This window comes from Chryseobacterium shigense (assembly GCF_900156575.1).
Taxonomy (GTDB): Bacteria; Bacteroidota; Bacteroidia; order Flavobacteriales; family Weeksellaceae; genus Chryseobacterium; species Chryseobacterium shigense.
In genome coordinates, this window is the sequence record NZ_FTNY01000001.1 from 730,407 (window position 1) to 742,149 (window position 11,743).

The 11,743-nt window shown below is 37.6% G+C and carries 12 protein-coding genes and 1 tRNA gene; 4 read left to right on the forward strand and 9 right to left on the reverse strand.

What is annotated here, in order from left to right; genetic code table 11:
• Positions 1 to 4 precede the first annotated feature (4 nt).
• Together mtgA and BW964_RS03400 are read right to left on the reverse strand one after the other, a co-directional pair.
• Positions 5 to 649 carry a monofunctional biosynthetic peptidoglycan transglycosylase gene (gene mtgA, locus BW964_RS03395; protein ID WP_076504685.1) on the reverse strand — a complete coding sequence of 215 codons (645 nt, stop codon included), beginning with the start codon at positions 647 to 649 and terminating at the stop codon, positions 5 to 7.
• A gap of 45 nt (positions 650 to 694) precedes the next feature.
• A complete protein-coding gene (locus tag BW964_RS03400) occupies positions 695 to 1,741 on the reverse strand; it encodes an ABC transporter substrate-binding protein (protein WP_076504687.1) in 1,047 nt (348 codons plus the stop codon).
• A 59-nt stretch (positions 1,742 to 1,800) separates the two neighbouring features.
• Between BW964_RS03400 and BW964_RS03405 the strand changes: the two genes are divergently transcribed.
• A tRNA-Arg gene (locus BW964_RS03405) sits at positions 1,801 to 1,874 on the forward strand.
• A gap of 198 nt (positions 1,875 to 2,072) precedes the next feature.
• Here BW964_RS03405 and BW964_RS03410 read toward each other — a convergent pair.
• Complete coding sequence (locus tag BW964_RS03410) at positions 2,073 to 2,228, reverse strand: PTS sugar transporter subunit IIBC (RefSeq protein ID WP_076504689.1); 156 nt, start codon at positions 2,226 to 2,228, stop codon at positions 2,073 to 2,075.
• Entirely contained in the window at positions 2,215 to 3,204 is a 990-nt protein-coding gene (locus BW964_RS03415) for a recombinase family protein (protein WP_228432139.1), read from the reverse strand. Before BW964_RS03415 ends, BW964_RS03410 begins: the two co-directional genes overlap by 14 nt.
• A 99-nt stretch (positions 3,205 to 3,303) precedes the next feature.
• Between BW964_RS03415 and BW964_RS03420 the strand changes: the two genes are divergently transcribed.
• Positions 3,304 to 4,845, forward strand: a complete 1,542-nt coding sequence (locus tag BW964_RS03420) for an NAD(P)/FAD-dependent oxidoreductase (RefSeq protein ID WP_076504691.1) — start codon at positions 3,304 to 3,306, stop codon at positions 4,843 to 4,845.
• A gap of 435 nt (positions 4,846 to 5,280) precedes the next feature.
• Here the strand turns inward: BW964_RS03420 and BW964_RS03425 are convergent, their stop codons facing one another.
• Entirely contained in the window at positions 5,281 to 6,072 is a 792-nt protein-coding gene (locus tag BW964_RS03425; protein ID WP_076504693.1) for an AraC family transcriptional regulator, read from the reverse strand.
• Positions 6,073 to 6,546: 474 nt separating this feature from the next.
• On the opposite strand from BW964_RS03425, the gene dapB reads away from it, so the two are divergent.
• Positions 6,547 to 7,350 carry a 4-hydroxy-tetrahydrodipicolinate reductase gene (gene dapB / locus BW964_RS03430; protein WP_076504695.1) on the forward strand — a complete coding sequence of 268 codons (804 nt, stop codon included), beginning with the start codon at positions 6,547 to 6,549 and terminating at the stop codon, positions 7,348 to 7,350.
• Positions 7,351 to 7,640: 290 nt separating this feature from the next.
• On the opposite strand, the gene BW964_RS03435 is transcribed toward dapB, so the two are convergent.
• The gene (locus tag BW964_RS03435) at positions 7,641 to 8,573 is read right to left on the reverse strand and encodes an aromatic alcohol reductase (RefSeq protein WP_076504697.1); all 933 of its coding nucleotides are present in this window, start codon (positions 8,571 to 8,573) and stop codon (positions 7,641 to 7,643) included.
• 274 nt (positions 8,574 to 8,847) lie between these two features.
• Between BW964_RS03435 and BW964_RS03440 the strand changes: the two genes are divergently transcribed.
• Entirely contained in the window at positions 8,848 to 9,264 is a 417-nt protein-coding gene (locus BW964_RS03440; RefSeq protein WP_084175563.1) for a winged helix-turn-helix transcriptional regulator, read from the forward strand.
• Between the two features lie 165 nt (positions 9,265 to 9,429).
• On the opposite strand, the gene BW964_RS03445 is transcribed toward BW964_RS03440, so the two are convergent.
• From BW964_RS03445 to BW964_RS03455, 3 genes are read right to left on the reverse strand one after another with little or no spacing between them, the layout of a single operon-like run.
• On the reverse strand, positions 9,430 to 10,293 hold the full coding sequence (locus BW964_RS03445; protein ID WP_076504699.1) for a class I SAM-dependent methyltransferase: 864 nt from the start codon (positions 10,291 to 10,293) through the stop codon (positions 9,430 to 9,432).
• 46 nt (positions 10,294 to 10,339) lie between these two features.
• Positions 10,340 to 10,597, reverse strand: coding sequence for a hypothetical protein (locus tag BW964_RS03450; protein WP_076504701.1), 258 nt, complete (start codon positions 10,595 to 10,597; stop codon positions 10,340 to 10,342).
• Positions 10,598 to 10,607: 10 nt separating this feature from the next.
• Positions 10,608 to 11,675, reverse strand: a complete 1,068-nt coding sequence (locus BW964_RS03455; protein WP_165789209.1) for a S8 family peptidase — start codon at positions 11,673 to 11,675, stop codon at positions 10,608 to 10,610.
• Between the last annotated feature and the right edge of the window lie 68 nt (positions 11,676 to 11,743).

Below are 11,743 nucleotides of genomic sequence, written 5' to 3' on the forward strand. Positions count from 1 at the left end.
GATACTATTTCAAACTCACATTCCTCATCTGTCTCAGGATCCAATTGTGTTTCTTTCTTAAATAAGGGGATGGATTTTTAGGATCATATTTCTTTGGATTAGGCAATACCGCGGCGATCCAGGCTGCATCTGAAGCACTTAGATCTTTGGATGATTTTCCAAAATAATACTGAGCCGCGGCTTCTACTCCAAAAACCCCCTGCCCCATTTCAATGGAATTCAGATATCTTTCCAAAATAATATCTTTGCTCCACACCTTCTCAATAATGAAGGTATACATGGCTTCCAGTCCTTTTCTGAACCAGCTTCTGCCCTGCCAGAGAAATACATTTTTTGCGGTCTGCTGGGAAATGGTACTTCCTCCACGGATTTTTTTTCCTTTTTCGTTATTCTTCATCGCCTTTTCAATAGCGGTATAGTCAAACCCGTTATGGTCAAAGAATTTCTGGTCTTCAGAAGCGATCACCGCCTTTTTGACATTATTTCCCATTTCATCATAAGAAATGTAGTCCCTATGCAATTTTCCGAATTCAAAAATGCCTCCTATCTGAGTGATGGTGATGGGAGGATTAAAAAATCTGCCCCATATAATGAAGACCACATTCAGAACAAGAACGATGAAAATAAGCTGTTTAATTTTTTTCCACATAATTTTTTCTAAAAAGGAACTGCAAAAATAAACAATTCGACTGAGTTATTGAAGCTCTTTCATATAGGTAAGCTGATATTCGGGAAGAAGTTCAGGATGGAAGATCTTGATATAATCTTTCAGAATCAGATCAGCTCTCACAGCACCACTTTCGAAGAAGTCGTTGGCTTTATTTTTTTCTTTTCCAGCGATCGTGTAGATTTTGCCTTTATTGAATACGTCCAGCTTTCCGTAGAAAGGATTGGTACCCAACATTTCCTTTTTAGAAGTATGACTTCCGGCATTGACCCAATACTGTACTCCTGCTGATTTGGCATATACTTCTTCAAAGCTCATCGTCAGAGATTTTTCTTCTTTATTGTCTTTCATGATATAGGAAGCATTGGCATCCGCAATATAATTGGCTACGGATGTTTTTCCACCCGGCAGATACCAGACATCTCCATACATTTCATTCGCCAGCACAACTGGTTTGTCTTTTCCTTTTAATGCCAGCTGCTTCAATTCAGTATAATTTTTCTCAATTTCCTTATATTTTGCTTCTGCTTCTTTCTCTTTTCCGAAAAACTCTCCGAAAAGTTTGATGTATGCCGTCTTCTGCAATGGAAGCTGCTCCATATACTCATCCAGAAAAACAACCTGAATTCCGTTATTTTTCAGCAACTGATACGCATTATCAAAGCTTGCAATATAGTTGGTGAAAATAGCATCCGGCTTCATGGAAATGATCTTTTCTACATCATACTTCTGCTCACTTCCCACATTCTGAATCTTCCCGGACTTGAGCAGGTTTTGAATTTTTTCCGAATAAATGTATTCCGGACTTGAAACTCCGATGATCAGATCTTCAGCTCCTAATTCAGAAATATACCCTGCCATGCTCGCATTTAAAAGAATAATTTTCTTAAAAGGAGTCTGGTTTTGCTTAAAATTATAGGTGAAATTCCCCGACTTAAGTTCCAAAAGCCCGTCCTGGTCTTTAAATTGGGTGCGGTTTGAGATTTGAGTCCAGTCTGAGGACGAAATTTTTTGTTCTCTTTTACAGGAGATTAGCGCTATAACTGTAAATAAAAGTAAAATTCTCTGTTTCATCTTTCAAAGAACGGAAAAAAGTGCTATATTTGCAAACCTTAAAACATCAAGGAAACGACGGCCTCGTGGCGCAACTGAATAGCGCATCTGATTACGGCTCAGAAGGTTACAGGTTTGAATCCTGTCGAGGTCACTTAATGAGACAACTATTTATTAGTTGTCTCTTTTTTTATAGACATAACAAATTATTTATCAAACTGTTATAGCTCGATATTTTATGGTTTGAATTTTTTCAGTTGAAATCTTTAGACTATCTAAAATATACAGCCTAAAAGTGCTACATGAGAGATTTCATCGGCATATAAGTATGGTTTGAAATCTCATTAAGGTTCTAATATTTTTTCTCCTTTGGTTTATTATAACTTTTTAATACTAAATATAGTAATTCTAATATAATTTTAGCTTCCTTCTCACTTACCTGAATTCCATTCTTGGCAAGAAGAATGATTGCTTGCTCAACTGAAACATTTTTATCAATGAAATTCATTTTTCTTATTAGTTTTTCGGTTAATTTTTTTTAATAATATTTTTGAAAATGCTTGATTCAAGTCCAAAGAGAGATCTCCCGTTCTATAATCAATATCAACTGGTGGAATAAGACTCACAAGATATCTTTTGTCTGAAGTATCAAACTTGGAAAATTTTTGAAAGATTTCAACCAGTGCTTTATTTTCTATTTGATTCTTTCTATCAATAGCTTTTAATTTAAGAGTAATATCACGTCTTTCTTTACTAAGATTCTTAGTATTAACCAGACATTCTTTTTTTAAGTCATTATAATCATCAATCTTCAATATTCCTGCTATAAATAATTTTCTACCCCTAGAAAGAGTTAGTTCTTCCTCCTTTATTCTTCTTTCTAATAGTTTTTGACCGTATAAATAACTTGCTTTCTGTGTCTTTATATTCTGACCTTCCAAAATATCCTTAAATAGTTCAATTGTGTTATTTGATAGTATCAATTGCTGAAGCTTATTTTGATAGCAATCATTCAGCAAAACTGCGTTTATCCTTGTTCTACAGCGATCATGACAATGATAATATGGGTATTTTTTTGAGCTTCCTTGCGCAATACTCCCACTGAGTTTTCGATCACAAACAGGACAAGTCAAAAAACCTCTAAGAAAAAACAGCTCTTTTAAATCATCTTTTTTAGAAGTAGTTTTTCTTTTTGTATTAATAACAGACTGAACTTGATAAAATAACGATTCAGATATTAAAGGTTCGTGCAAACCTTTTATCATTTGTTCTTCATTAGATTTAAGTTTGACTGATATAAGCCCACAATAAATTGGATTCCGTAAAATTCTAAAGAAGTGTGACCGTGAACATATCAATCCTTTTTCATTAGCCATTTTCATTATTTCGGAAATCTTATGATCGTTCTGGGCAGCTTGATGAAAAGACCACTTTATAATATCAGCTTCAGGCTCTTTAGGAGCAATAGCTTTTTTACCATCCATTAATGTCAAATTAATAGTACATAAAAGCATATAAATAGTATCAATTTTTCTTGATAGTTGTCTATCTTTGTACCGTTCGGGATAAAAACCCGACTTAATATGCAAAAAGACGTCGAAATCACATTGCTTCCTCACGAGGTAGAGCAAACTGAGCTAATCAACCAAAAACTGGCTGAAGCTTTAAAACTATCCGAATCTAGGATAAAAGGCTTTGAAATCCTGAAAAGATCTATAGATGCCCGTTCTCGAAAAGTCATTTTTCGCCTTCAGGTAAAGGTTTTTGTGGATGAAGAAGCCGTTCCGGAAGTTTACACTGTCAATTACTCTAATGTAAGTACGGCAAAACCTGTAATCATTATCGGTGCAGGCCCAGCAGGTTTATTTGCTGCTTTACAGTGTATCGAAAATGGATTAAAACCCATTATTATCGAACGCGGTAAAGATGTAAAGCAACGCCGTAGAGATTTAGCTGCCATAAATAAACAGGGTTTGGTAAATACCGAATCTAATTATTGTTACGGTGAAGGTGGAGCAGGTACTTATTCAGATGGCAAATTATACACCCGGTCCAATAAGCGTGGCGACATTAATAAAGTGCTTCAGGTTTTTGTAAACCATGGCGCACAGCCAGATATCACGATCGATGCCCGTCCGCATATCGGCACCAACAAACTTCCACATATTATTACTTCCATAAAAAACACTATCTTAAATGCTGGAGGTGAAGTGATGTTCGATAGCCAGATGACCGATATTTTAATCGAATTTGGTAAAGTAAAAGGAATAGAAGTTAATTTTCAAGACAAGTTATTTGCCGATGATATTATCCTGGCAACAGGCCATTCGGCAAGAGATGTTTACGAATTGTTAAATAAAAAAAATATTCTGATCGAGGCAAAACCTTTTGCTTTAGGGGTAAGGATAGAGCATCCTCAGGAAACTATTGATAAGGCACAATACCATTGTGATATCCGATCAGAATTTTTACCACCGGCCAATTATAGTTTGGTAGAGCAGGTTGGTACCCGTGGTGTATTTTCTTTTTGCATGTGCCCGGGAGGTATTATTGCGCCATGTGCCACAGGTGAAAATGAAATTGTGGTTAACGGTTGGTCTCCATCTAAGCGGAACAACCCTTATGCCAATTCCGGAACAGTGGTTCAGGTTACCTTAGAGGATGTTCAGGGTTACGATCCGCTAAGGATGTTACATTTTCAATCAGAAATCGAAAAGAGAGCCTTCGAGGCTGGTGGTGGCAATTTGGTTGCACCTGCACAAAGAATGGTCGATTTTGTGAACAATAGATTATCGATCGATCTGCCACGAAATTCTTATCTCCCAGGTACCAAAAGTTCAATGCTTGATAACATTTTGCCTGATTTTGTATCAGATAGTTTGCGTGCAGCATTGCCCTTGTTTGGAAAAAAAATTAGAGGTTATTATACTAATGAAGCCATTTTGGTTGGTGTTGAAAGTAGAACATCATCGCCGGTTAGGATCCCAAGGCATAAAGAAACCTATCAGCATCCGCAGGTAAAAGGTTTATATCCCTGTGCAGAAGGTGCCGGTTACGCAGGCGGAATTTTATCTGCCGCAATAGATGGAATTAACTGTGCGAATGCAATATTAAGCGCATCATAACAAACTTTCTATTATACCAATTGTTGTATCCGGGAAATACATAGTTTAACCGATAGAGGGCTGTGTAACAGTCAATTTAATATACTTAAAAAGAATTTTAGAAAAATATTTCAGCCAGAATTTGACGCCTGAAATTTCAGCATTAGTGCAGTCACAGGCACTAAAGCAATCTTTTATAAAAGTGTTTGAAGATACGCTCGTTGGGATCACCAACAGCCAAAAGGCGCCAACTATCTCAAGTTGGCGCCTTTTTTCCGCTTTATTTTTCTTATTACTTGTACATTTAATTGTCTAATTTAATAATTAACCATATTCGTATCGTTCTATTTTTGAATTAACTATTTGATTCAAAAATAGAAAAAAAACGGTAAATTTTATCTACCTTTCTCATACAGGACTTAAGATTTTTTCATAATCAATCTTAAAATCAGAATTTTAAGATTTACCGATAATTTTTGCTTTTTCTTTCATAATCCCAAAGTAGGAATTGGTAAAAGCCGATAGACTTTTATAACCAATCATAAAAGCGATCTGACTTAAAGTATATTGTCCTGTATCAATGAGTTCAATACTTTTTAAAATACGAATCAGCTGAATATATTTTTGGACAGTAATACCTGTTTCCCGCTTGAATATACGCTGAAGACTTCTTACAGACATTAAGGATATATCAGCTAAGTCATCTACACTTAACTGTTCCATGTAATTCTTATGAATATAATTACATACAGGTAATAGTCTTGGATCAACTGGAATCGGGATTTGTAAACCTACTTTCTCTGTACAGAAATGAGGAAGACTATTCAATAAAGCGGTCAGGAAATATCCCTGCTCTTCATCTTCTTCCAATGATTTATTCCACTTTGAAGCATATTGCAACATTTCTCTCAAAACCGGAGGCGCTGCAAAAACATGCACTTTATCATAAAAATCATTGTCAAAAACAGTTTTGAATAAGATAACCATAAGATCAACTGTACTGGCTTCTGACTGAGTATGATGTTTTTTGCCTGAAGGAATCCAAATTAAGTGATTTTGTGGAACCAGATAAATTTTATTCTCAATGTGGAAATACTGATATCCCTCTTCAACATAAGTCAGCTGATATCTTTGATGAACATGATCATAGTCATCATGCGTCCAGTTTTTCTCATACCAGACATAAGCAGCGATTGTAATTTCATCATCGAACTCTCCTTTTCTTTTTTCTACTAATCCACATTTCATTTTGGCGTTTTATATAATAATTCTGGCAAATTTAATAAAAATACCAATTGTAAATTTGTATTGTACAATGGATGCATCTCCTATTTTTCTGTAACCAGATGAATTTATATTAAACATTTACTATTCTATTCCGCTCAACAGAAAGGATAAAAACTTCTCAAAGAGAAAGTCATAGCAAGGTCATTTACATCGTAAAAGAAAGAATACAATAGTTCTACAGCTTGAAATTATAAATGAATCTTGCAGACATTACTCTAGATATAATCGCTTTAATACGGTAGAAAATTAAAACATGCAGAATTAATGAATGCCACTTCCGATCTTACCATAGAAATTTTTGGTGAAAAATAAAAAAATTGCAAGATTAACTCTTGTATGTATATTCAATACGTGGAAACTTATCTGTTGAAATTCAAGCTATCTTTGAGATAGATTACTATTAAAAATACCATTCAATAAATTAAAAATAATATTATGAAAAAAATTTTTGTTGCAGGAGCCACCGGGTGGGCAGGTTCTGAAATTAGCAGATCAATATTAAATCATGACGAAATGATATTAACAGGTGGACTTTCTTTGTCCCAGGATGGAAAAAATCTGTCAGAAATTCTGTCATTAAAGTCGGACCATACTATTCCATTGTTTAAATCTATAGAAGATGCAATAGAAAATGTAGAATTTGATATTCTTGTAGATTTTACCCAACCGGAAGTAGCGAAGCATAATATCCACACTGCTTTGCAGAAAGGCAAAAAAGTCATCATTGGAACTTCAGGACTAACGGATGAAGATTATGAAGAAATCGAACGTATGGCCAATGAAAATAATACTTCTGTTCTTGCTGCAGGGAACTTTGCTCTAACTGTTGTTTTATTGCAAAAGTTTGCTGAAATGGCAGCGAAATATATCCCCCACTATGAGATCATTGACTATGCAGATGCTAAAAAAATTGATGCACCAAGCGGAACAGTAGCAGAATTGGCTTATCGCCTTTCTAAAGTTCAAAAGCCTAAACTATCCGTAGCAATAGATGATACCATTGGAAATAAAGAAACAAGAGGGGCAACAATAAACGGCATACAGGTTCATGCTGTTCGCCTGCCTGGCCATACACTCGCCGTAGAAACCATCTTTGGACTCAAAGGAGAAAAATTGATACTAAGACATGATTCCGGAGAAAGTGCAGAGCCCTATGTAAAAGGAGTACTACTTGCCATTAAAAACATTGATACTTTCAAAGGTTTACGAAGAGGATTAGACTCAATAATGGAATTTTAACAATATATTTCAATGTCTATTATTTCGAATGTTTAAAAATATATTGTAAGCAGTTTACCCAATAAGAAAATTACTTGATAGAAATGAGCTTTATAATTCTTTTTTACTTTGGCTCAAGCGAACCCAATCATCGATAAAAAGGTTTGAAAATACGCTCACCTTGGCACCAACAGCCAAATGGCGCCACTTGTCTTCAAGTGGCGCCATTTTTTATCTGTACATTCTTATTAGCATTATAGCCTGCAGAGTTTATAAAATACTTTTAAGTAATGTGTTAAACAATTTATTTATTATTTGTAAAATTTCCAGTCAATATTATCTTTTGCCCATTGCCTGGCAGAGATTGTCGGAATTCCGTTTTTACCATTAAATGTCTTGTCTAATGGCCAGGAAACACCTCTTCCCGCTCCAAATATGGAACGGTATTTTTTAACGAAATTGGTGGGATCATTTTTAAGATCATTGGTTATTTCATTGATATCTGAAAGTCTACGCTTATACTCCTGTCCTGACAATGACTCTGCAATATCAGCCAGATCTCCGTAAGTGATGGTATCTCCGGCAATATAGACAATCTCATTCTCTATCTGTGGTTCTGTGAAGAATATCTCAGCGGTAATTCTGCCAATATCATCAGGGGTCGTTAAGGTAACCGCAGTATCCCATCCGCCAATGGCATTGATCGATTTTTTCTCTAAATCTAAAATGCCAAAGAATGGTTCAAATAGATAGCTTGTAAACATACCTGTGGAAATAATGACCCACTTTGTAGTATTTTGTGATCTGAGAAGTTCTCTTACATCAAGTTGTTCATCAAACAGATCCTGTGCACTTCCTCGTCCTATCAGTTCAAAATCAACTCCGAACTGCCAGGGAAAATATCTTTTAACGCCTGCATCAAGCACGGCCTTGGCCAACTTCAGCTGAAAACCTCCTGCACCGGTTCCATAGCCCGTACATGAAACAACAGCGTCATAGTTTTTGAAAATAGCAATAAGTTCCGAAGACCGAGCGGACAGATCTCCCGACAGAAGTTCCACACCTAATTCCCTGATCTCTGTAATATTCTTTTTCTTATCTTCATCTTCAGAGTGAATTGTTGCTTCTCTCAGCAAAACAGTCACTTTTACGTTAGTATAGTTTTTAGCTTTTTTTGCGATATTGCGGATGACAGGCATCCCTAATTCACCTGCTCCTAAAATTAAAATTGACTTATTTTCCATTTTAAAATAATTTAATGTATTTGAACTCCTACATTGTAGAGGTTGGTTCATTTCCTTGAGCAAAGTTATAGCGTTCAGATTATGAAAGCAATAAGATACCAAGCTGTTAGTCACTTACCTATAGGTTAGTTTTTTGATTTCTAATTCAATTATTTTTAATAAATCCAAAAAAAAATTTACTGAAACCAGTAAACTTAAAATTTATCGTTTAAAATGAGTTTTTTGCTTAGAAAGATTTATCTTTAAATTAGCAATAAGCACAGAAATTATAAATATGGACAGATTGATGACAGATGCTGAAATAGTAAAAGCCTGGGATGATATTTGTAAAGTACTGAATAAAGATCATGATGAGCTTAAACATGACATCCTGAATCATGTTGGCAATAAATGGTCCCTTTTCGTCATTCACGCTCTGGGAATAGACGGGAAAATGCGATTTTCAAATCTGGAGAAGCACATTAACGGAATCAGTCAGAAAATGTTGACGAAATGTCTCCGCGAATTGGAAAGAGACGGCCTCATTTCAAGAACAGTTTACCCCGAAGTACCGCCGAAGGTGGAATATGAATTAACATCCTTAGGCCGAGGTTTATTGATTCAAGTTACTCCGCTTTGGCTATGGATTGCCCGTCACAGCAGTGAACTTAATAATGCTCGGGCACATTATATAGAACAAATGGGACGATAATTTTCTAAAAATAGTCCTTTGTTATTTTTTATGTCAACTTCAATGATGTATGCTTTACTATATTAAATTCAATAAAAAAAATCATTTAACGACATAACCATCCAAGATTAATTTGTTTCGAAATCCATGCCCCATCTGCCTTGAATTTATATATAATTAAAAAGGCTAACTGTTTTTCTGTACCGAAAACACCAACATATCTGCTTCAAAAAGAATATTGCCGCCAGTTTTAAAACCGGACAAAAGCGAATAAATATGTTGTTCCCGTTCCTGCCGTTCATCGTCAGAAAGTGCAGACAATAATGTATTTATTATAGGATTGCAGTCTTTGAAAAAGGCCCACAATTCCTGTTCGCTACCTTCCCAGTTCAAAACGGTTTTTCTTGCCGTTACCAGGAGATTGCTGACAGGCTTGTCTGCAAACAAAATCTTTAGCGCATGGCTGTCAGAAAACATAAAGGGGTCCTGGCCGTCGGGATATTTATGGTCCGCCATAGAGAATGTATCCTTGACGAGCCGGAACAACTGGTTGTCGCCGGTCCAGGTCGTGATTACCATATGTCCTCCTGGTCTGAGTACGCGCAAAAACTGATCTATAGCCTTGGATCTATCTTTGAGGTACATCAGGGAAAAAAAGCAGGTAAGAAGATCGAAGCTGGCATCAGGATAATCCAGCACTTCGGCAGCACACACTTTGAACGAGATATGGGGCAGCTTTTCTTCCTGTGCCAGCAGCCTGGCAATCTCGATCGATTCTGTGGCAATATCACAGGCCTCAAAACGGCATTGCGGCCAGGCCTTCGCCAGGTCAAGTACGGGGGTGCCCGTTCCTGTAGCAACGTCAAGGGCAGCAGTCGGCAAGAGCCTGTCCTGCATCAATTCCTGGATGGCGAGAGAAGCGTCTTCTGTCCATCGGGTAAGATAAGCATGCCACCTGATCCAGGGATCCGAAGTTTTGGCGATGATGGCTGCCCTGCGCGCCACCTGCAAGAACTTATTATCTAGAGTTATTTTTTCACTGTTGTCCATAATAGCTGCTATCGGTTTGGGGACGGTTAATGGGAGTTATTTAATATTACAACAAACGGTTCGGTTCAATCTGAAAATCCTGACCGATAAGAGATTCTATTTCCACTATTGCTTTATTCCAGACTTCTTCCGGTGCATGAATAACCAGCTGGCCCAGCATCTGTAAATGCTCAACCTCTATGCCCATTTGTTCCAGTCGGTTTTTTAATGTAATGAGCTGGTCTCTGCCTGTTTCCCTTTTATCCGGTACAAGCGATCGGGCATCTGATAAACTTACCAGGAAACTTATTTCTTTTTTTTTCATGATCTTTTTTTTAGCTGCTTAAATTGATCCTGCCTTTGCCCGCCCGCTCTGTATCCTGCAAAGGTATGACCATATTAAGCAATAATTCTTTAAGCTTTAGCGGTTGCGTGATCAGTTCGGGCTGCCGTTCCAGCAATAGTGCCGCTATCCCTGCTGCTACCGGCGAAGCCATTGAGGTGCCGCTTTGTTTGAAGTATTGGTTCCCAGGTCCTGACAGGCTCGAGTACAGCCAGACACCCGGAGCGCTGATATCCGGTTTGTTGATATTGCCCAGCTGAGCTACTGTGCCCCAGGAGGAAAAAGAAGCCACCTGGTCATTTTCGTCCAAAGCACCGATACCCAATGTCAGATCATAATTTCCGGGGCTGCAATCACTGTTTTTTCCTTTACTTCCGTTATTGCCTATTGCTGCAATCATCAGGGTGCCGGGATCCGTAAGTGCCATGTCCAGTGCACCGTGCAGATAATCATTAAAACCGGAGGCAGATTCTATGGAGGCATTGATCAGATGTACTCTTCCCGCCTGCATATCATTGTCACTGCCTTGTTCCAGCAGATAATTCAGACCACCCAGTATTTGCGCCAGGTATCCTGCTGTGCCACCACGTTGAGTCAGGCAGGCTGCTACCGTCAGCGAAGCATCTGGTGCGACCCCGGCATTTTTGCCGGCCAACAGACCGCATACATGGGTTCCATGAGTACCGTAGTCTTTTGGCGTGGTGCCTACAAGTTTACCAACACTGTCAAACTCTGCAAATTTTATCTGCTTTCCTGCAAACTCCTGGTGGCTTGCGTAAATTCCGCTATCGATCACCCCTACATTGATATTCTTGCCGGTAAGACTCCCATCAAGGTTAAGCTTTTTTTTATGCCAGAATTCCGGTAAGGTAGCCAATGACTCCTGCGATATTTCTGCGGGTGTAACTGATGCCACTTCTACGTTTTCTCTGATTGTGGCATCAAAAGCATCTTTGAAGTAAGATTCATCGATCTGCTCTTCGTCGATAATAAAAGTGCAAAGATTGGCAAGGGCATGGTAGACTCCCTGTGACAGGGATGCAGCACGTGCTGATCGCATCTTCTGTTGATGCGGCCCACTTTGAATAAGATCATGAATATGGGCGGTTTTACCCTTTGCTGAATGGA

Coding starts and splice junctions, on each gene's coding strand:
- mtgA (WP_076504685.1), bottom strand. CDS start 649: ATGTGGAAAAAAATTAAACAGCTTATTTTCATCGTTCTTGTTCTGAAT.
- BW964_RS03400 (WP_076504687.1), bottom strand. CDS start 1,741: ATGAAACAGAGAATTTTACTTTTATTTACAGTTATAGCGCTAATCTCC.
- BW964_RS03410 (WP_076504689.1), bottom strand. CDS start 2,228: ATGAATTTCATTGATAAAAATGTTTCAGTTGAGCAAGCAATCATTCTT.
- BW964_RS03415 (WP_228432139.1), bottom strand. CDS start 3,204: ATGGATGGTAAAAAAGCTATTGCTCCTAAAGAGCCTGAAGCTGATATT.
- BW964_RS03420 (WP_076504691.1), top strand. CDS start 3,304: ATGCAAAAAGACGTCGAAATCACATTGCTTCCTCACGAGGTAGAGCAA.
- BW964_RS03425 (WP_076504693.1), bottom strand. CDS start 6,072: ATGAAATGTGGATTAGTAGAAAAAAGAAAAGGAGAGTTCGATGATGAA.
- dapB (WP_076504695.1), top strand. CDS start 6,547: ATGAAAAAAATTTTTGTTGCAGGAGCCACCGGGTGGGCAGGTTCTGAA.
- BW964_RS03435 (WP_076504697.1), bottom strand. CDS start 8,573: ATGGAAAATAAGTCAATTTTAATTTTAGGAGCAGGTGAATTAGGGATG.
- BW964_RS03440 (WP_084175563.1), top strand. CDS start 8,848: ATGGACAGATTGATGACAGATGCTGAAATAGTAAAAGCCTGGGATGAT.
- BW964_RS03445 (WP_076504699.1), bottom strand. CDS start 10,293: ATGGACAACAGTGAAAAAATAACTCTAGATAATAAGTTCTTGCAGGTG.
- BW964_RS03450 (WP_076504701.1), bottom strand. CDS start 10,597: ATGAAAAAAAAAGAAATAAGTTTCCTGGTAAGTTTATCAGATGCCCGA.
- BW964_RS03455 (WP_165789209.1), bottom strand. CDS start 11,675: ATGCGATCAGCACGTGCTGCATCCCTGTCACAGGGAGTCTACCATGCC.